This is a genomic window from Rhodococcus coprophilus NBRC 100603, from assembly GCF_001895045.1.
In the GTDB taxonomy this organism is placed as follows: Bacteria; Actinomycetota; Actinomycetes; order Mycobacteriales; family Mycobacteriaceae; genus Rhodococcus; species Rhodococcus coprophilus.
Genome location: NZ_BDAM01000003.1, coordinates 364,410 through 383,682 on the forward strand (window position 1 = coordinate 364,410; position 19,273 = coordinate 383,682).

22 protein-coding genes are annotated in these 19,273 nt (G+C 67.3%); 13 read left to right on the plus strand and 9 right to left on the minus strand.

What is annotated here, in order from left to right; all coding sequences use genetic code 11:
* Positions 1-23 precede the first annotated feature (23 nt).
* Complete coding sequence (locus RDCOP1_RS07555) at positions 24-554, plus strand: GtrA family protein (protein ID WP_072699466.1); 531 nt, start codon at positions 24-26, stop codon at positions 552-554.
* A gap of 28 nt (positions 555-582) precedes the next feature.
* Here RDCOP1_RS07555 and RDCOP1_RS07560 read toward each other — a convergent pair whose 3' ends face one another.
* Genes RDCOP1_RS07560 through RDCOP1_RS07575 form a run of 4 tightly spaced genes read right to left on the minus strand, consistent with a single transcriptional unit; the run spans position 583 to position 4,081 of the window.
* The gene (locus RDCOP1_RS07560) at positions 583-1,887 is read right to left on the minus strand and encodes a sensor histidine kinase (protein WP_072699467.1); all 1,305 of its coding nucleotides are present in this window, start codon (positions 1,885-1,887) and stop codon (positions 583-585) included.
* Positions 1,888-1,899: 12 nt separating this feature from the next.
* Positions 1,900-2,583, minus strand: a complete 684-nt coding sequence (locus RDCOP1_RS07565) for a response regulator transcription factor (RefSeq protein WP_072699468.1) — start codon at positions 2,581-2,583, stop codon at positions 1,900-1,902.
* Positions 2,584-2,620: 37 nt separating this feature from the next.
* Positions 2,621-3,187, minus strand: coding sequence for a PH domain-containing protein (locus RDCOP1_RS07570; protein WP_072699469.1), 567 nt, complete (start codon positions 3,185-3,187; stop codon positions 2,621-2,623).
* A 48-nt stretch (positions 3,188-3,235) separates the two neighbouring features.
* Positions 3,236-4,081, minus strand: a complete 846-nt coding sequence (locus RDCOP1_RS07575) for a biotin--[acetyl-CoA-carboxylase] ligase (RefSeq protein ID WP_072699470.1) — start codon at positions 4,079-4,081, stop codon at positions 3,236-3,238.
* Between the two features lie 116 nt (positions 4,082-4,197).
* On the opposite strand from RDCOP1_RS07575, the gene RDCOP1_RS07580 reads away from it, so the two are divergent.
* The 5 genes from RDCOP1_RS07580 (at position 4,198) to RDCOP1_RS07600 (ending at position 8,191) form a co-directional block, all read left to right on the plus strand.
* The gene (locus RDCOP1_RS07580; protein WP_072699471.1) at positions 4,198-5,838 is read left to right on the plus strand and encodes an acyl-CoA carboxylase subunit beta; all 1,641 of its coding nucleotides are present in this window, start codon (positions 4,198-4,200) and stop codon (positions 5,836-5,838) included.
* 82 nt (positions 5,839-5,920) lie between these two features.
* The gene (locus tag RDCOP1_RS07585) at positions 5,921-6,259 is read left to right on the plus strand and encodes an acyl-CoA carboxylase subunit epsilon (protein ID WP_072699472.1); all 339 of its coding nucleotides are present in this window, start codon (positions 5,921-5,923) and stop codon (positions 6,257-6,259) included.
* 1 nt (position 6,260) lies between these two features.
* Positions 6,261-6,923 carry a Maf family protein gene (locus tag RDCOP1_RS07590; RefSeq protein WP_072699473.1) on the plus strand — a complete coding sequence of 221 codons (663 nt, stop codon included), beginning with the start codon at positions 6,261-6,263 and terminating at the stop codon, positions 6,921-6,923.
* Positions 6,924-6,966: 43 nt separating this feature from the next.
* Positions 6,967-7,548 (plus strand): hypothetical protein, encoded by a 582-nt coding sequence (locus tag RDCOP1_RS07595; RefSeq protein ID WP_072699474.1) that lies wholly within the window; start codon positions 6,967-6,969, stop codon positions 7,546-7,548.
* 1 nt (position 7,549) lies between these two features.
* Positions 7,550-8,191 (plus strand): DUF6308 family protein, encoded by a 642-nt coding sequence (locus RDCOP1_RS07600; protein WP_174555778.1) that lies wholly within the window; start codon positions 7,550-7,552, stop codon positions 8,189-8,191.
* A gap of 25 nt (positions 8,192-8,216) precedes the next feature.
* On the opposite strand, the gene RDCOP1_RS07605 is transcribed toward RDCOP1_RS07600, so the two are convergent.
* The gene (locus RDCOP1_RS07605; RefSeq protein ID WP_072699476.1) at positions 8,217-8,585 is read right to left on the minus strand and encodes a PLD nuclease N-terminal domain-containing protein; all 369 of its coding nucleotides are present in this window, start codon (positions 8,583-8,585) and stop codon (positions 8,217-8,219) included.
* Positions 8,586-8,682: 97 nt separating this feature from the next.
* Positions 8,683-9,081, minus strand: coding sequence for a group III truncated hemoglobin (locus tag RDCOP1_RS07610; protein ID WP_072699477.1), 399 nt, complete (start codon positions 9,079-9,081; stop codon positions 8,683-8,685).
* 63 nt (positions 9,082-9,144) lie between these two features.
* Here RDCOP1_RS07610 and RDCOP1_RS07615 point away from each other — a divergent pair, with 63 nt between their 5' ends.
* The 6 genes from RDCOP1_RS07615 to RDCOP1_RS07640 all read left to right on the plus strand — a co-directional run bounded on the left by RDCOP1_RS07615 (position 9,145) and on the right by RDCOP1_RS07640 (position 14,937).
* Positions 9,145-10,038 (plus strand): sulfurtransferase, encoded by an 894-nt coding sequence (locus tag RDCOP1_RS07615; protein WP_072699680.1) that lies wholly within the window; start codon positions 9,145-9,147, stop codon positions 10,036-10,038.
* On the plus strand, positions 10,035-10,448 hold the full coding sequence (locus tag RDCOP1_RS07620) for a SufE family protein (RefSeq protein WP_072699478.1): 414 nt from the start codon (positions 10,035-10,037) through the stop codon (positions 10,446-10,448). Before RDCOP1_RS07615 ends, RDCOP1_RS07620 begins: the two co-directional genes overlap by 4 nt.
* A 21-nt stretch (positions 10,449-10,469) precedes the next feature.
* Entirely contained in the window at positions 10,470-11,912 is a 1,443-nt protein-coding gene (locus RDCOP1_RS07625; RefSeq protein WP_072699479.1) for a condensation domain-containing protein, read from the plus strand.
* 120 nt (positions 11,913-12,032) lie between these two features.
* Positions 12,033-13,823 (plus strand): acetyl/propionyl/methylcrotonyl-CoA carboxylase subunit alpha, encoded by a 1,791-nt coding sequence (locus RDCOP1_RS07630; protein ID WP_072699480.1) that lies wholly within the window; start codon positions 12,033-12,035, stop codon positions 13,821-13,823.
* Between the two features lie 330 nt (positions 13,824-14,153).
* Positions 14,154-14,534 (plus strand): DUF1707 SHOCT-like domain-containing protein, encoded by a 381-nt coding sequence (locus RDCOP1_RS07635; RefSeq protein WP_072699481.1) that lies wholly within the window; start codon positions 14,154-14,156, stop codon positions 14,532-14,534.
* A 43-nt stretch (positions 14,535-14,577) separates the two neighbouring features.
* Positions 14,578-14,937: a VanZ family protein gene (locus tag RDCOP1_RS07640; protein ID WP_072699482.1), complete on the plus strand. Its 360-nt coding sequence runs from the start codon at positions 14,578-14,580 to the stop codon at positions 14,935-14,937.
* A gap of 35 nt (positions 14,938-14,972) precedes the next feature.
* On the opposite strand, the gene RDCOP1_RS07645 is transcribed toward RDCOP1_RS07640, so the two are convergent.
* From RDCOP1_RS07645 to RDCOP1_RS07655, 3 genes are all read right to left on the minus strand, one after another.
* Positions 14,973-15,809, minus strand: a complete 837-nt coding sequence (locus RDCOP1_RS07645) for a tyrosine-protein phosphatase (protein WP_072699483.1) — start codon at positions 15,807-15,809, stop codon at positions 14,973-14,975.
* Positions 15,810-15,819: 10 nt separating this feature from the next.
* The gene (gene lat / locus RDCOP1_RS07650) at positions 15,820-17,196 is read right to left on the minus strand and encodes an L-lysine 6-transaminase (RefSeq protein ID WP_072699484.1); all 1,377 of its coding nucleotides are present in this window, start codon (positions 17,194-17,196) and stop codon (positions 15,820-15,822) included.
* Between the two features lie 66 nt (positions 17,197-17,262).
* Entirely contained in the window at positions 17,263-17,712 is a 450-nt protein-coding gene (locus RDCOP1_RS07655; protein ID WP_072699485.1) for an Lrp/AsnC family transcriptional regulator, read from the minus strand.
* Positions 17,713-17,748: 36 nt separating this feature from the next.
* On the opposite strand from RDCOP1_RS07655, the gene amaB reads away from it, so the two are divergent.
* Entirely contained in the window at positions 17,749-19,251 is a 1,503-nt protein-coding gene (gene amaB, locus RDCOP1_RS07660; protein ID WP_072699486.1) for an L-piperidine-6-carboxylate dehydrogenase, read from the plus strand.
* The last annotated feature ends 22 nt before the right edge of the window (positions 19,252-19,273 follow it).

Below are 19,273 nucleotides of genomic sequence, written 5' to 3' on the forward strand. Positions count from 1 at the left end.
AAACGTTTCGTAGACTTCTCCGAGTGTCATTCGTTGATGAAACCCTGAACAGAGTTCCGCAGCCCCTTCGGGACTTGTTGGTTCGTCACCGCGAGCTGGTCAAGTTCGCGATCGTCGGCGGGACCACGTTCGTCATCGACTCCACGATCTTCTACACCCTCAAGCTCACCGTCCTGTCGGAAAAGCCCGTCACCGCCAAGATCATCGCGGGTGTGGTCGCGGTGATCTGCTCCTACATCCTCAACCGGGAGTGGTCGTTCAAGAACCGCGGCGGACGTGAGCGCACCCACGAAGCGTTCCTGTTCTTCTTCGTCAGCGGCATCGGGGTGATCCTGTCGTTCATCCCGCTGTACATCTCGAGTTACGTGTTCAACCTGCGGGTTCCGGCGGTCAGCCTCACTGTCGAGAACATCGCCGACTTCTTCAGCGCATACATCATCGGCAATCTGCTGCAGATGATCTTCCGCTTCTACTGCTTCCGACGGTTCGTCTTCCCCGACGAGATGACCCCCGACGACGTGCCCGGTGAGCTCACCGACGACCCGCGCACCTGAGATTCGCGGCGGCGACACGCCGCCCGGCTCATCTCGGTTCCCGGGTGCGCCGCTCCGGCGCTCCGCGGTCCTTGCTCGCCCCGAGGAACAGCGCGAACAGCGCGGGTCTGCGACGCTGGAGTTCGAGCCGCCCGCCGTCCGCTTCGACGAGGGCGCGCGCGAGCGCAAGGCCCAGTCCGGTCGACCCGCCGCCGGAGAATCCGCGCTCGAAGATGTGCGGCGCCAGGTCGTCCGACACCCCCTCACCCTCGTCGCTGACCTCCACACACACCGTCGCATCACCGCGCGTGGCCACATATCGCACCGACACCGTGCAGGTTCCGCCTCCGTGGACCAGCGCATTGTCGACGAGGACAGCGACGGCCTCGCGCAAGCGGGATCCGGTCACCGGTGAGCGGAGTGCGGGGTCGCCGCTCAGCACCAGTTCGCGCCCTGCCTCCTGGAACGGGCCACGCCAGTCGGCGATCACGCCGGTCAGATCACCCACCACCGATACCTCCGTCCGAAGCTCTGCCGCACTGTTGCGCGATTGCCGGACCAGATCGGTGATCGCGCTGGTCAGCCGGTCCACCTGAGCCATCGCGGCCTCGGCTTCCTCCACCACGGCCGGATCGTCGTGGGTGGACAGTTCGTCGAGGCGCAGGCGGATCGCCGTCATGCGCGACCGCAACTGGTGGGAGACGTCGCCGACCAGGCCGTGTTCGCGCTGGAGCCGGTTGGAGATCTCGACGGCCGTGGCGTCGAGCACCTCGGAGACGCGATCGAGTTCGGGAATGCCGTGCCGGCGCGGCTCGGGCCGGAAGTCACCTTCGCCCAAGCGTGCGGCGCGACGCGCAACATCCCGAAGCGGGTCCGCGAGCCGTCGTGCTGTCGCGACTGCGACCAGGGCACCGACGGCGACCGAGAGCAGCACCAGCAGGGTGACCGCCGCGAGCACCTGCTGCTGGAGCGTGCGCAGGCTCTCCGACGGCACCTCGATCCGCAACGACCCCGACGTACCCATCGACAGTGATTCCACGATCGGGGACTCCACGACCGGCTCGCCGATGTCGAGTCGCGCCGCGATGTTCTCCGGGGTGGGGTAGACCACCACCACCCGGCCGTCCGCGGGCACCAGCAGACGCAGGGAACTCGTGTCGAGTCCGCCGACCACCAGGCCGTCGGTGCCCTCCTGGGCGATGATCTCGTCGGCCATCCGCCCGAGCCGATCCTGCAGGTCGCGACGCGCGGTGTCCTCGACGAAGAGGTAGGCGGTGTACGCGAGCGGGACACCGAGGAGCAACGCGACGAGCAGTACGGTGGCCATCACCGCGTTGAGGATGCGACTACGCACGTGCGCGTGCCACTAGTCGGTGTTCAGACGAAATCCGACACCGCGCACAGTCGCGATGCGTCGTTCACCCGCGGGGCCCTCGTCGCCGATCTTCCGTCGCAGCCACGACATGTGCATGTCGAGCGTCTTGGATCCCCGGAGGTCGGTGTCGCCCCACACCTCTTCGAGGATCACGTCGCGCGAGACCACTTGCCCCGCGTGTTCGAGCAACACCCGCAACAGTTCGTATTCCTTGTTGGCGAGCGTCACCTCGGAACCTTCGACCAGGACGCGCCTGGCCGCCCGTTCGAGCCGGATCCCCGACACGTCGACGACGTCGTCCTGTTCGCCGGAACCTCGGCGGCGTAACAGCGCGCGGACCCGCGCCATCAGTTCGGCGAGGCGGAACGGTTTACCCACGTAGTCGTCGGCACCGGCATCGAGTCCGACGACGAAGTCGACTTCGTCGGTCCGGGCGGTGAGCATGAGCACGGCGAGTTCGGAGCGGTCCGCGCGGATCTGACGGCACACCTCCAGTCCGTCCATCCCGGGCAGGCCCAGATCGAGGATGAGGAGGTCGTAGTCGCCGGACAGCGCGCGCTCGAGCGCGACCGGGCCGCTGTGTTCGACCGTTACCTCGTATCCCTCGCGTCCGAGGGCGCGCGACAGCGGGGCCGCGATGGCTTCGTCGTCTTCGGCGAGTAGAACGGCAGTCACGACCTCAGGGTACGGACCGGTGGCCCGGTTGTCGGGATTACCACGCTTTGCGCCGGGTGTCCTCTTCGTGTGGGTGCCGCCGGGCGTGGTGTGGATCCCCGGCGGTGCGGTCGTGCGCGTCGAACGCCTGCTGGTAGAGCAGGGCATGGACTTGCCGCACGTCGGGAATGTCGTCGAACTCGAGCGGGTCGTCGGCGGCCGAGACCACCACCAGCGTTCCGGTGCGCAGCATCCGGTCGATCAGACCGTGCCGGAACTGCACATTGCTGATCCGGCCCATCGGAATGTCGATGCCGGTATGGGTGAGGACACCCGTGCGCACCAGCACCCGGCGGTCGGTGACGATGAAGTGGGTGGTGAGCCAGCCGACGAGCGGGACGAGGCAGCGCCACACCACGACTGCTGCCCACACCAGCAGGGTCAGCACACTCAGTACCGTCGCGGCAACACCGTCGAGCCGAGCCGCGACGACTCCCAGCAGGAAGCCTGCGAGCGGCGTCGCTACGAGCAGGATCGCTGCCGGAACGATCAACGCCTTCCAGTGCGGATGACGATGGAGCAGCAGCTCTTCCCCTGGTGCCAACGCGTCGTCGGGATATCCCATGGCGCCCACGATGGCACATGCCCGTGACGGGGCTTCCGCCCGTCACCGTCAGGCGGGACGCAGGTGTGTGATGTCCCCCGCCGCGACGGCGACCGGTTCCCCGCCGGCGTCGGGCCGGATCACGAGCCGGCCCTGGTCGTCGACGTCCACGGCGACCCCGTGCAGTTCGGTGTCGCCGGGCAGCACCGCGCGGACGTTCTGCCCGATCGTGCCGCACCGCTCGCGGTACGCGACGGCAGGTCCCGCGGTATTCCATCCCGCGCGCGCCCAAGCACGGATGCGGTCGGCGAACTCGGTCAGCAACGTTTCCGCGAGCACCGTCCGGTCGAGGCCGGACGCGTTCTCGAGGAACAACGACGTCGCGGTGGGAACGGGGAGTTCGCCGGCCGTGAGAGTCACGTTGAGCCCGATGCCGACGACGGCGGTGGGCTCCGGCGAGGTCGACGCGACCTCCACCAGGATCCCGGCGAGTTTGCGGCCGTCCACCAGCACGTCGTTCGGCCATTTCAGCTGAGCCGGGACTCCTCCGACGGATCGCACGGTGTCGACGGTGGCGATCCCGGCGATCAACGGCAGCCACCCCAGGTCGCTCAGCGGGCAACCGGGCAGGCGCAGCAGCACCGACGCGATGACCTGCGCGGACGGCACACCGTTCCAGGTCCGTGAGTGCCGTCCGCGTCCCCCGCTCTGGAACTCGGCCAGCAGCACCCGGCGGTCGGCGCCGGTGGGAGCGACCGCGAGCAGGTCTGCGTTGGTCGAGCCGGTCTCCTCCACGACGTCGACGTGCGTATAGAACGCCGCGTCTTCGCGCGAGCAGAGCGCGCTCTGCAGACGAGCGGCGTCGAGGGGTGTGCGCAGGGCGGCGACATCTGTCGGCTCGCGAAATCCAGCCATGAGATCAGACTAGGCTGGGGTGATCCGTCCTACCCGCCGGTAGCTTCAGTTCAATAATTCAACACAACCGGGACCGGCGCGGCACGGGTATATGACGCTCGCTAAGCTGACTGGCCATGACCACTGTCCAGGAGCCCTCCGCGTCCGAGGCGGCGAGTACGCCCGATATTCACACCACCGCCGGCAAGCTGGCCGACCTGCGCAATCGTCAGGCCAAGGCTCAGGCACCCGTCGGTGAAGCCGCCATCGAGAAGGTGCACGCCAAGGGCAAGCTGACTGCCCGTGAGCGCATCCACGCGTTGCTCGACGAAGGCTCGTTCGTGGAGCTCGATGCTCTCGCCCGCCACCGCAGCACCAACTTCGGCCTGGCCGAGAACCGTCCCGTCGGAGACGGTGTCGTCACCGGGTACGGCACGATCGACGGTCGCGACGTCTGCGTCTTCTCGCAGGACGCCACGGTGTTCGGCGGAAGCCTCGGCGAGGTCTACGGCGAGAAGATCGTCAAGGTCATGGATCTCGCGGTGCGCACCGGGCGTCCGCTGGTGGGCATCAACGAAGGTGCCGGCGCGCGCATCCAGGAAGGCGTCGTCTCGCTCGGTCTCTACGGCGAGATCTTCCACCGCAACGTGCAGGCGTCCGGCGTCATCCCCCAGATCTCGCTGATCATGGGTCCCGCAGCCGGTGGTCACGTCTACTCCCCCGCACTCACGGACTTCGTCGTCATGGTCGACCAGACCAGCCAGATGTTCGTCACCGGCCCCGACGTCATCAAGACGGTCACGGGCGAAGACGTGACGATGGAGGACCTCGGCGGCGCGCACACGCACATGGTCAAGTCCGGTGTCGCGCACTACGTCGCAGACGGTGAGCAGGACGCGCTCGACTACGTCCGCGACCTGCTGTCCTACCTGCCCAGCAACAATCAGGCTGCTGCGCCGCGCACCGCCCCGACCGACCCGATCGACGGTGCCATCGAGGATTCGCTCACCGACGAAGACCTCGAGCTCGACACGATCATTCCGGATTCCGCGAACCAGCCCTACGACATGCACGAGGTCATTCGCCGTCTCCTCGACGACGACGAGTTCCTCGAGGTCCAGGCGGAGCGCGCCCGGAACATCATCATCGGCTTCGGCCGCATCGACGGCCGCAGCGTCGGCATCGTCGCGAATCAGCCGACGCAGTTCGCCGGCTGCCTCGACATCGACGCCTCCGAGAAGGCCGCCCGCTTCGTGCGGACCTGCGACGCGTTCAACGTCCCCATCGTGACCCTCGTCGACGTGCCCGGCTTCCTGCCCGGTACCGAGCAGGAGTTCAACGGCATCATCCGTCGCGGCGCGAAACTGCTGTACGCGTACGGCGAGGCGACGGTCGGAAAGATCACCGTCATCACCCGCAAGGCGTACGGCGGCGCCTACGACGTCATGGGTTCCAAGCACATGGGTGCCGACGTCAATCTCGCGTGGCCGACCGCGCAGATCGCCGTCATGGGTGCTTCCGGCGCCGTGGGCTTCGTCTACCGCAAGCAGCTCAAGGACGCGGCCGCCGAGGGCCAGGACGTCGACGCGTTGCGTCTGCAGTTGCAGAACGAATACGAGGACACCCTCGTGAATCCGTATATCGCGGCCGAGCGTGGGTATGTCGACGCGGTCATCCCGCCGTCGCACACCCGCGGTCAGATCGTCTCCGCGCTGCGGCTGCTCGAGCGGAAGATGGTTTCGCTTCCGCCGAAGAAGCATGGAAACATTCCCCTGTGACCTCAACGACCCCTGTGACCTCAACGAGAGGGATACACATGACAGCGACCCAGTTCGCGACGTCGCACACGGGTGGCGCGCTGTGACCGCGACCGCAGAGGACAAGATCATCACCGACACGGAGATCGAGCCGACCGGCGCCGTGTCGGAGACCGACGACGGCCTCACCCCCGCGTCGGCCGAGCAGGAGCCCCCGGCTCCCGCGCCGAATGCGGCCGACGAGGTCGCCGTCGCACTGCGCATCGTCAAGGGCAACCCCTCCGACGAGGAGATCGCGGCCCTGGTGTCCGTGCTCGCCGTGGCGGCGGGATCCACTGCCCCCGAGGGCGACGTCAAGCCGCCCGAGACGTGGGGCGAGCCGACACGGATGCACCGTCAGTGGGCTCCGTTCTCGCCGTATTCGTATCCGAACCGAGGCTGAGATGCCCCGGCTCGTATTGGCCTCGGCCTCTCCCGCGCGCCTGTCGGTACTGCACGCGGCAGGAGTCAAGCCGCTCGTTCAGGTGTCCGGCGTCGACGAGGATGCCGTCGTCGCGGCACTCGAACCCGGGACCCCGCCGGGTGCCGTCGTCACGGCACTCGCCCGGGAGAAGGCCGCGGCCGTCCTTCCGGCTCTCGACGAGAGCGGCCTGAAGGACGCGATCGTCATCGGGTGCGACTCGATGCTCTTCGTCGACGGGGCACTGCAGGGCAAGCCCGGTACGACCGAGGTTGCACGCGAACGCTGGCGGACGATGGCCGGACGAAGCGCCGAACTGCTCACCGGGCACAGCGTGCTTCGGGTCGCCGACGGCGAACCGGTAGCCGAGGCGTCCGCTCACAGCGGCACCGTCGTGCATTTCGGTACCCCGACCGACGAGGAACTCGAGACCTACCTCGAGAGCGGCGAACCGCTGGAGGTCGCGGGCGCTTTCACGCTCGACGGCCTCGGCGGCTGGTTCGTCGACAGCATCGAGGGTGATCCCTCGTCCGTCGTGGGCATCGGTTTGCCTCTGGTCCGCCGGCTGCTCGCCGAGGTCGACATCTCGGTGGCGCAGTTGTGGGCGGAGAACGCGGCCATCCCTATCGAAGCTCTAGAAAACTGACCGGGTTCCCGGAGCATCCCCACCACCGAATCCGAGGACTGGCATGAATGACATCGCGGGGTCCGCGACGCGGGAAAGCTTCGTGTTGCTGAGCCAGGACCCTTTCTTCGACGTGGTCGTCGACCTGGTGGCCGGGTATCTCGCGTCGGCCTTCGTGGATCCGGCGGACTGCGAGGTGTCCGGGTGGACGCTGACCTGCCTGCCGGCGACCGGTCGGAGCGCAGAGCAGCAGCGGCTGTTCACCTTGGCCCTCGGGCCTGTGGAGGTGCTCTACATCGAGCGCTACACGGAGGAAGGCCGAACCGTCGATTACCGCACGGTGCTCACGACGTCGACGTCCGCGCTGGTCCAGCAGACCGGCTCGTCACTCGACGAGCTGTCGATGCGCTTTCCGCTGCTGAAGTTCAACCCCTGCGACAACGTGGCCACCGGCGGCGACGCGGTGGTGATCGACTGGTTTCTCAGCGACGAGGGCGCCGACGAGCAGTTCTTCGCGCTGCCGCTCGACGAGACCACCATCGGCCCCCTGGCCGAGCGTCTCGCCGGCGGGGGCGCAGGACCGTATGAGGAGTATCACAACCGGTGGTTCGCGCAGCACATCCTCGACGTCGTCACCGAGGGTTGACGTGACGATCCGGCTCCCGAAGGTGCTGGCATCCACGGACGACTCGGCCGCCCTCCACGTTCTCGACCGTTATTACCGTGTGCCGCTGACGAAGACCGGGCGGCTCCGCAGCGGCGCACTGTGGGACGGGTGGGATCCTTCCGGCACCAGGGGACGCGACGTCGACGTGTTCACCTCCGACGACCTCGTCGCCGTCACGTTTCTCTCGGTGGAGGTGTCACCCGACGGCGCCGACATCGTGCTCCGGGAACGCCACGACGAGTTCGCCGAGTTGCTCGCGGCGATCGGCCCGGACCGCGATCTTGCCGACGGAGCAGACGAGATGACGTCCCGATCCCCCGCGTGGCAACTGGAGACGGCTCTGCGGACGGTGCCGAGCATCGGACGCACGGTCGCGTCGAAGCTGATCGCCCGGAAGCGGCCCCGGCTCTACCCGATCTACGATCGCGTCGTCGGCGAGGTGCTCGGCACCAAGCAGGCGCATTTCGAGCCGATCCGGAAAGCGTTGCGGCACAACGACGGCGAGCTACAGGAACGCCTCGTCGGACTGCGGGAGCGGGCGGGATTGCCGGACGCCGTGCCGGCGCTGCGGGTACTCGATGTGCTCGCGTGGATGCAACTGAAGGCCCCCGTCTCCGGCTGAACGGGCTCACGCCCCTGTGCCGCCATCACGCCCCTGTGCCGCCCTCGCGTTCCAGCCGGCGCTTCTCCTGCTCCCTGGCCACGCGACGTTGCTGTTCTGCGCGTTCGCGGCAGCGCCGCAGGAACTCCTCGTCGGTTTCGGGCTGCTGCCCGGCCTGCCGCCCGGGCCGGTCGTACTCCGGGTACGCAGACGCCGACGTCTGCGTCCGCGACCAGCCGACCCCGTCCGGCCGTCCGACGAGCAACCACAGCACCGATCCGACCAGCGGCAGCAGGATCACGACCATCAGCCACAGCGGCTTGGGCAGGTTCCGCACCTCGTGCTCGTCGGCACGGATCACGTCGACCAGGCACGCCACCCACACGATCATCACGATCAACCCGAAATACGGCATTCCCGCCCACCCCTGTATGTCGTCGCCCCCGGGCGCCCCGGATCGGTTCGCCTGTCGATCACTACCGCGTGTGCTCGTCACGGCATCGGCGCGGATACTACGACATGCCGACGCCCAGCGACCGGGCGAGCGACCGTGCCATCGCATCGGCTTTGATCTTGGCGCGGTCGGCATTCGCCCCCGCGAAAAGCGCGTCGACGTTCTCGGTCCACAACGTGAGCCAGCGCTCGAAACGCGCGGACGTCAGGCCGTGGTGGCCGTGCAGCGCCCGGTGAACGGGGATGAACGCTCCGTCGTAGCGCGTAGTGCGGAACAGGATCTGTTCCCAGAAGTCGGCGACGACGACGAGGTGTTCGTCGAGCCCGACGACCGCGAGCACGTCGAACACCGGCGCGAGTACCGCATCGGCTAGTGCCCGCTCGTAGAACCGTCGTACCAGGACGTCGATGTCGGCGCGACAGCTGAGATCCGGGAGGTGGGATCGACGGCAGGTCACGTCCTCGAACGCTACCGCCTAGAATCGACTGCGCACCTGCCACCACTGCCCCAGGAGCTCTCAGTGCCCGTCGCACCCGATAGCAACTCGTCGTTCGCCGCCTACGCGGATCCCGCTCGACTCGTATCGACCGAGTGGCTCTCGGCCCACCTCGGGCATCCCGAGATGAAGGTCGTCGAATCCGACGAGGACGTGCTGCTCTACGACGTCGGGCACATTCCGGGCGCAGTGAAGATCGACTGGCATCTCGACCTCAACGACCCGGTGACCCGCGACTACATCGACGGCGAACAGTTCGCGGCACTGATGGACCGCAAAGGCATCCGCCGCACCGACACAGTGGTGATCTACGGCGACAAGTCGAACTGGTGGGCTGCGTACGCGCTGTGGGTGTTCACCCTCTTCGGGCACGAGGACGTGCGACTCCTCGACGGCGGGCGCGACGCGTGGATCTCGGAGAACCGCGACACCACCCTCGAGATCCCCTTTACGACGACGACCGGTTATCCCGTCGTCGAACGCAACGACGCGCCCATCCGCGCCTTCAAGGACGATGTCCTCGCGCATCTCGGAGAAGTGCCGCTCGTGGACGTCCGTTCGCCGCAGGAATACACAGGTGAACGCACCCACATGCCGGACTACCCCGAGGAAGGCGCCCTGCGCGGCGGTCACATCCCCACCGCGATCTCCATTCCGTGGGCGAAGGCCGCGGCACCCGACGGACGTTTCCGCTCCCGCGCCGAACTCGACGAGATCTACTCCGGTGTGGACAAGGACTCCGACGTCATCGCGTACTGCCGGATCGGTGAGCGGTCGAGCCACACCTGGTTCGTTCTGACGCACCTGCTCGGATACCCGCACGTCCGCAACTACGACGGTTCGTGGACGGAATGGGGCAACGCGGTACGCGTGCCGATCGTCCGGGGCGACGAGCCGGGAGCCGTGCCGGTCGCATGAGCATTCCCGCACCCCTCGCAGAGATCGTCGACGACTTCGCTGCCGTCGACGGTCAGGACAAACTCCAGCTTCTCCTCGAGTTCAGCCGGGAACTTCCGCCGTTGCCTCCCGAACTGGAGGAAGCGGCCATGGAACCTGTGCCCGAGTGTCAGTCGCCGCTGTTCCTGTCGGTCGACGCGGCCGACCCCGGCAGTGTGACACTGCATTTCAGTGCACCCGCCGAGGCGCCCACCACGCGCGGATTCGCATCGATCCTCCACCAGGGGCTCGACGGACTCAGCGCCGAGGAGATCCTCGGTGTCCCGGACGATTTCTACTCCGCGCTCGGTTTGGCCGCTGTCGTCAGCCCGCTACGGTTGCGCGGGATGAGCGCGATGCTGGCGCGCATCAAGCGACACCTTCGCGCCTGAACCCGCGGTAGTACGAGTCCGATGCAGTTCACCGAGTTGGCCGACTTTCCGATCTCGGCGGGAGTCCTCACGGAATGGCTTCCGTACGCCCCGGCAGCCGAATGGAAGCAGGACAGCCGGCCGGCCTCCTATATCCACGAAGCCCACCTGCGGCGGTGCAGTGATGCCCGTTACGGAGGTGGCCGGGAGTCGTGGCTGGGCACCGCCTTCGAGATCGACGGCGAGATCGACCCCGAGAAGTTCCGCCGCGCCCTGCAGCGGTGGATCGACCGGCACGAAACTCTGCGCAGCCACACGAGCCTGTCGGTCGCCGATCGTGCGGCGAGCCCCCTCATCCGTCGCACGGTGCCACCGGGCAAAGTCACCGTCCGCCGTATCCGTCACGATCCGAGCGACCCGGAAACCATCCGCGATCACCTGCACGGATTGTTCGACGATTACACGACTCCGCACCGGTGGCCCGCCTACGTATTCGCGACGCTGGAGCAGACCCCGGGCGACCGGCCGGATGCCGCACCGTATTTCACGGTCTTCTTCGGAGCGGATCACTCCATCATCGACGGCTACTCGATCGTGCTCGTCGCCCACGAGATCACCGCTCTGTACGAGGAGGAACGAACCGGCCGTCGCGCCGAACTGTTCCCCGTCGGCAGCTACATCGACTTCGGTGCCGCCGAACGCGACGAGTCCGATCAGCTCGACGAGGGCCACGAAGCCGTGCGCATCTGGAAGCACACGCTGAAAGTGTGCGGCGGCAATGCACCGTCGTTCCCGCTGCCCATCGGTCCCCGTCCCGCGCACCCGATCCCGCAGCATCGAGCCTCCGAACGGTGGTTCGACGAGGCTCAGGCGTCGGTGTTCGCGGCGCGATGCCGCGATGCGGGCGCCGGGTTCTTCGCGGGTGTCCTCGCGTGCTTCGGCGCGGCGACCCGCGAACTGACCGGTGTCGACAATTTCCGTGTGGTCGCGCCCTCCCACACCCGGACGGGGCCTATGTGGGCGGGTGCCCTCGGTTGGTTCGTCGGTGTGCGGCCGGTGGACCTCGACCTTACGGGGACAACGGATTTCGCCGTCCTTGCTGCCCGTGCGGCTCGTGAGCTGCGTCGTACTCGAGCCGCCGCGGTCGTGCCGTTCGACCGGGTCGGCGAGTTGCTCGGCGTGCCCATCAGACCGAAGTTCGTCGTGTCCTACATGGATGTTCGGTTCGTTCCGATGGCTGCGCAGTGGCCGGAATGGAACGCCCGGGCGCTGCGCAGCCGCAGCTTCGCCCACGACGTCTACATCTGGATCAACCGCACACCCGAGGGTGTCAACATGTCCGCCCGCTTCCCCGACAATCCCGTCGCCGCGGCGAACGTCCTCCGCTTCCTCCACCGGACTCGCGAACTGATGTGCGACGTGGTGACTTCCTCCGCGCGGGTCCCCGGAGCCCCTGGTCGGGAGGTCCCACCTACCGGCGAGTAGCGTTGCACGCTCAGATGGGCACCGTAATGTGTAGAAGCCATCCGGTTACATCGTCTAGCGGATTGGTGCTTAGACTGCCGCTTGACGGAAATAACCTAACGATCGATAGCAGGAGGCTCCGTGCCCAGTCATGCCAGCGCGCAGATCACGAAGGTGCTCGTCGCGAACCGCGGCGAAATCGCTGTGCGGGTCATCCGCGCGGCGAAGGATGCGGGGTACGGCAGTGTCGCTGTCTACGCTGAGCCCGACGCCGACGCACAGTTCGTGAAGCTCGCAGACGAGGCGTTCGCACTGGGCGGCAACACCTCCGCCGAGTCCTACCTGGTGTTCGACAAGATCCTCGACGCCGCGGCCAAGTCCGGCGCCGACGCGATCCACCCCGGTTACGGCTTCCTCTCGGAGAACGCAGACTTCGCTCAGGCCGTCATCGATGCGGGCCTGATCTGGATCGGCCCCTCCCCTCAGTCCATCCGTGACCTCGGCGACAAGGTCACGGCCCGGCACATCGCCGAGCGCGCAAACGCTCCGATGGCAGCCGGCACCAAGGATCCCGTCAAGAACGCGGACGAGGTCGTCGAGTTCGCGAAGCAGTACGGCGTTCCGGTTGCGATCAAGGCTGCCTTCGGTGGCGGCGGTCGTGGCATGAAGGTCGCGCAGACCATCGAGGAGATCCCCGAGCTCTTCGAGTCCGCGACCCGCGAGGCCATCGCTGCATTCGGCCGGGGTGAGTGCTTCGTCGAGCAGTACCTCGACAAGGCCCGCCACGTCGAAGCTCAGGTCCTCGCCGACCAGCACGGCAACGTCATCGTCGCCGGCACCCGCGACTGCTCGCTGCAGCGCCGCTTCCAGAAGCTCGTCGAGGAGGCCCCCGCGCCGTTCCTGACCGACGAGCAGCGCGCACGCATCCACGCGTCGGCGAAGGCGATCTGCAAGGAAGCCGGTTACTACGGCGCCGGCACGGTCGAGTACCTGGTGCAGGGCGACACCGTTTCCTTCCTCGAGGTCAACACCCGCCTGCAGGTCGAGCACCCGGTCACCGAGGAAACCTCCGGCATCGACCTCGTCCGCCAGCAGTTCCGCATCGCCAACGGCGAAGAACTCGAGATCAAGGAAGATCCGACACCGCGCGGCCACTCCTTCGAGTTCCGCATCAACGGTGAGGACGCCGGCCGCGGCTTCATGCCCGCTCCCGGCCCCATCACCGTCTACCGCGAGCCCACGGGCCCCGGCGTGCGCGTCGACTCCGGTGTCGTCCAGGGCGACGTCATCGGCGGCCAGTTCGACTCGATGCTCGCCAAGCTGATCGTCACCGGCGAGACCCGCGAGCAGGCACTCCAGCGTGCGGCGCGCGCCCTCGCCGAGTTCGAGGTCGACGGCCTCGCCACCGTCATCCCGTTCCACCGCCACATCGTCGAGAACCCGGCCTTCGTCGGCGACGGCGAGAAGTTCGACGTCTACACCAAGTGGATCGAGACCGATTGGGAGAACTCCATCGAGCCGTTCACCCCGGGTGGTGCGGTCGAGGACGAGGACGAGGGTCTCCCCCGCCAGAACGTCGTCGTCGAGGTCGGTGGACGTCGCGTCGAGGTGTCGCTGCCCGGCCAGTTCTCGCTCGGCGGCGGCGGCGGCGCAGTCGGTGTCGTGCGCAAGAAGCCGAAGCCGCGCAAGCGCGGGGGCGGACAGGGCGGCAAGGCATCGGGCGACGCGGTCACCGCGCCGATGCAGGGCACCGTGGTCAAGGTCGCGGTCACCGAGGGACAGGAAGTCGCCGAGGGCGATCTCATCGCGGTCCTCGAGGCGATGAAGATGGAGAACCCCGTCACCGCGCACAAGTCCGGCGTCGTCACCGGCCTCACGGTCCAGCCGGGTTCTGCGATCACCCAGGGTACGGTTCTCGCCGAACTCAAGTAGCACCAACAGGTTTGGAAGGCCCCTGCACCGCGTCGCCGGTGCGGGGGCCTTCGCCGCATGCGGGGACGTGATCGGTATCACGTCCGGGTTCGGAACTTGGTCCCTACTTCACCGGGGCCTGCCGACATCCTTCGCAGGGGACGCATACGCACGAACTCCCCACTTCTCGATGGGAAGTTTTGGCTCTTCGAGCGCTACACCGGCATGGCCAGGTCGCGGTGCACATCTCGCCGGCGGCCCCTCAGCCCAGCGGGACGACCGTGAGGTCGCTGAGGTTTCCGGGATTCATCGTGGGCTTCCCACGCGCCCGATCTCCACTAGGCTGGACACATGGGCGAGCGTCCCGAGGTCCGTATCGGAACGGCCGAACGCGAGGAAGCCGTGCATCTGCTCGGCGAGCACTTCGCCGCCGGTCGGCTGACTCTCGACGAATTCGACGAGCGGGTGACCCGCGCGACGCAAGCCCGTACCCGCGGCGACCTCGTTCCATTGTTCCGCGACCTGCCGTCGGCGCCGCCCGCACTGGCGCCGCCTGAGCCCCGCGAGAACATCTACCTCAACCTCGTGATGCTGGTGCCGCTCGTGCTCGTCGCGTTGCTGCTCCTGCTGGCGATCCGGCATCCGATCGCGATCGTCCTGGCTCTCGTCGCACTGTGGATGCTCGGGCGCCGGGCCTATCGGCTGCTCACCGAGTGGCGAGCGCGCGACTGAAGGGGTTCGTCGTCCGGGTTCCGGAGCCGACTAATGTTTCCCCATGCCCCGTTTCACCTGGCGGCGACTGCTGCCCCTCGTGGTTGCCGTCGTCGTGATCACGGTGATGCTCCTCCTTCCCGGAGACACCACTCCTTCGGGGCCTCCGCACGCCGACAAGGTGACCCACGCGCTGATGTTCGCGGTACTCGCGTTCTGCTCGCGGTATGCCCGATTCTCGCCCGCGATCACGCTGGCGGGTCTCGCGGCGTACGGAGTCCTCACCGAGGTGTTGCAGGCGACGGTCGCGGTGCGACGATCCGGATCGCTCTGGGACTGGTGCGCCGATCTCGCCGGCATCCTCGTCGGCCTGGCCGTCTTCGAGGTGCTCCGCCGCCGCACCCGCGCGGCGCGCGCGAACTGAGCTCGGCTCGGAAGGCACTTCGGCTCGGGGTGCGCTCAGTTCGCCGAACCGGCCGGTGCGACGAGGCGGTCGCGCAGTGCCTGCAATTGCTCGTCGTTCAGGCCGAGACCGGACGCGAAATAGCCGTCGATGGTGCCGTACCGCGTCAGGGCCTCGTCGATGGCAGTTTCGAGATACTCGCGTCGCACACCGAGGATGGGAATCAGGATCTCCGGATCGCCCCCTTGCTCGGCGAAACGGGCGAACATCGTCTCGAAGGTCGGAAGCAGCATGTCGTTGGTACGCAGGTAGTCGTCGAACACCGTGTCCTGGTCGGCGCCCGCGAACATGAGCAGCGATGCTGCCGCCCACCCCGTCCGGTCCTTCCCGGCGGTGCAGTGGACGAGAGCCGGAACATCGCCGCGCGCAAGGTTTTCCGCCAGAACCCGGTACGACGCGGCGGCACTCGGCAACGTCACGAAGTCGCGGTAGCTTCCGCGCAGGTACTCCGCGGCGCGGCCGTCACCGAACGCCTGGGCGGCCAGTGCCGGATCGGCGACGATGTCGGGCAGCGCCGCGGCGATGGAACCCTTGTGCCTGTCCGCAAGCACGTCCAACGCGACGTGACGCGCCCGCGCCGGAAGTTTGTCCGGGCGGAGTTCTTGTTCGGCCGTCGTCCGAAGGTCGAACACGGTCGCGATGCGCAGCGCCGCGAGCGTATCCAGATCGGTCTCGGTGATCCGGCTCAGATCGGTCGACCGGTACACCACTCCGGTACGGACCACACCGCCGAAGGAACTCGGGTGCCCGCCGATGTCGCGGAGATTGGCCAGCGACGGGATCGCGAAGGTCGTGGTGTCTGCGGCCTGATCGTTGCCGAGTGCTTCGGTCATACCCGACAACCTACGGCGTCGTCATCGGATCCGAACACTCCTGCACGGTTCCGTCGTGGCGCGCCAGCACCCGGTCCAGCGCGACGAGTACCTCGTCGAGTTCGTCGGTCGTCACCGTCAGCGGTGGCCGGAAACGGATTCCTCGCGCACCGGTGCCGATCATAAGGACGTGCTCGTCGCCGTACAGCACGGCGAGCACCTCGTCGCGCACCGCAGGCGACGGGAGGGTGATCGCACACATCAACCCGCGACCGCGTGGTTCGGTGACCGCGGGGTGGCGTGCGGCAAGTTGCTGCAAACCGGTCAGCAGATGGGTTCCGCACCGACGGGCGTGCTCCACCAGACCATCGCGTTCCACGACCTCGAGGATGCGGCGCGCACGGACCATGTCGGTGAGGTTGCCGCCCCAGGTCGAGTTGAGTCGCGAACTCACCGCGAACACGTTGTCGGGTATTTCGTCGATACGTCCGCCCGCCATGATCCCGCACACCTGGGTCTTCTTGCCGAAGGCCACGATGTCGGGAGCCACGCCGAACTGTTGATACGCCCACGTGCTGCCGGTGAGTCCGACACCCGTCTGCACCTCGTCGAACACGAACAAGGCGTCGTTCGCGCGGCACAGATCCGCCATCGCCCGGAAGAACTCCCCACGGAAATGGTGGTCTCCGCCCTCCCCTTGGACGGGTTCGGCGATGAAGCACGCGATGTCGTCGGGACGCTCGGCGAATGCGGCGCGTGCCTGGTCGAGCGCACGCGCCTCCGCCTCGGCGATGTCGCGTCCGTCGCACAGATAGGGCGCGTCGATTCGTGGCCAGTCGAACTTCGGAAAGCGATCGGTCTTGACCGGGTCGGTATTGGTGAGCGACATCGTGTACCCGGTGCGACCGTGGAAGGCCTCGCTCAAGTGCAGCACCGCACTTCCGAGCGCGGGGTCGAGTCCTCGGGCCTCGTTGAGACGGCTCTTCCAGTCGAACGCCGCCTTGAGGGCGTTCTCGACGGCGAGTCCTCCGCCGTCGACGAAGAACAGGTGCGGCAGGGCCGGGTCTCCGAGGACCCGGGCGAAGGTGTCGACGAACCGGGCCATCGGCACGGTGTAGATATCGGAGTTGCTCGGCTTGTTCGGCGCGACCCTGGCGAATTCCTCTGCGGCGCCGGGATCGTCGGCGAGAGCGGGATGGTTCATGCCCAGCGCCGACGACGCGAAGAACCCGAACATGTCGAGGTAGGTGGTGCCGTCGCGCTGATCGACGAGCCGCAGACCGCGTGAGCGCTCGAGGTCGAGGACGAGGTCTGCTCCGTCGGCGAGCAGGTGTCGTCGCAGGACGTCGTGCACCCGGCCGGGCAAGAGGGATTCGGCACTGCCCGAGTGCCGGAATGCCGTACTCATGCGCCCACGATACGTGCATTTTCCGGCTGTTGACCCTTGTTGCCGGAATTTTGTCCGATCGATCGCCTACCGTTCGTAAAAGGTTTGGAGAATGACGGTGCTGCGGGTCGCTACGTTCGCGGTCGCCCGGATTTCCCGAAGGAGCCTCTCGAGCTCTCGCGGGGAGGCGACCCGCACGAGAAGGATGTAACTTTCGTCCCCGGCCACGGAGTGACAGGATTCGATGGCGTCGATGTGGCGCAATCGCGCCGGGGCGTCGTCCGGCTGAGACGGATCGAGAGGGGTGATGGCGACGAACGCCGAAAGCGCGAGACCGAGCGCTTCCGGATCGATCCGTGCGCTGTACCCCCGGATCACATTGCGTGCTTCGAGCCTGCGCACCCGGGATTGGACGGCGGACACGGACAAGCCCGCCCTGTCGGCCAGCGCCGCCAAGGTTGCCCGGCCGTCGACTCCCAGTTCGCGCAGCAGCAACCGATCGATGTCGTCCAGCCCGTCTTTAGTGGATTCCGGCACTCGCGCAGATTATCCGAGCACGAAAGGACGACATCGATGAATGCCACCTCCGATCTCCGCACACGCGCCGCCGCCGCACTGGGCCGGTGCGGGGTCGACCTCCCCGACGGGGGTGCACTGGCCGTCACCAGCCCCGTCGACGGCACCGAACTCGCCCGACTGCCACTCCATTCGGCCGAAGATGTCGATGTCGCGATCGGGCATGCCGCGCGCGCATTCGAGCAGTGGCGTGACGTGCCCGCTCCGGTTCGCGGCCGCCTCGTCCGCCGACTCGGTGAACTCCTCGTCGAGCACAAGAGCGACCTGGCAGAACTCGTCACCCTCGAAGTCGGCAAGATTCCGTCCGAGGCCGCCGGCGAGGTCCAGGAGATGATCGACGTCTGCGACTTCGCAGTCGGGTTGTCGCGTCAGCTCTACGGGCGAACGATGCCGTCCGAGCGTCCCGGCCATCGCCTCATGGAGACGTGGCATCCGCTGGGTGTGGTCGGGGTGATCTCGGCCTTCAACTTCCCGGTCGCGGTGTGGTCGTGGAACACCGCGATCGCTCTGGTGTGCGGTGATCCGGTGGTGTGGAAACCGTCCGAGACCACGCCGCTCACCGCGCTCGCATGCGACGCGCTCCTACGCCGCGCCGCCGACGACGTGGGCGCGCCCGACGGCCTTCACCACGTCGTACTCGGGGACGCCACCGTCGGAGAATCACTTGTGGACGACCCACGGATCGCACTGGTGAGTGCCACCGGCTCGGTACGGATGGGACGCCTCGTCGCTCCGCGTGTGGCCGCGAGGTTCGGCCGGTGCCTGCTCGAACTCGGCGGCAACAACGCGGCGATCGTCACCCCGTCGGCAGACCTCGACCTCACCGTGCGAGGCGTGGTCTTCTCGGCGGCAGGTACTGCGGGGCAGCGGTGCACCACGCTCCGCCGCCTCATCGTGCACCGATCGATCGTCGACACGGTCGTCGAGCGGATCGGCAAGGCCTATTCCGGGTTGCGGGTCGGGAACCCGTTCGACGAAGGGGTTCTCGTCGGGCCGCTGGTCTCGGAGAAGTCGTACGAGGCGATGCGCTCTGCCCTCGACCGTGCCGCAGCCGACGGCGGGGTCGTCGTCGCGGGCGGCGAACGTGTCGACGTATCCGGGAACGGCGTCTACGTCTCCCCCGCTCTCGTCCGCATGCCGGGCCAGACCGAGGTCGTACAGGAGGAGACGTTCGCGCCGATCCTGTACGTCCTCACCTACGACGACCTCGACGAGGCGATAGCTCTGCACAACGCCGTGCCGCAAGGCTTGTCGTCGTCGATCTTCACGCTCGACCAGCGGGAGGCCGAACAGTTCCTCTCACGGTCCGACTGCGGAATCGCGAACGTCAACATCGGCACGTCAGGCGCGGAGATCGGCGGCGCATTCGGTGGTGAGAAGGAAACCGGTGGGGGTCGCGAGTCCGGTTCGGATTCGTGGAAGGCGTACATGCGACGCGCGACCAATACCGTGAACTACTCGACCGAGCTCCCACTCGCACAGGGTGTCGAATTCGGTTGAGCCACTGCAGGAACGAGTAACC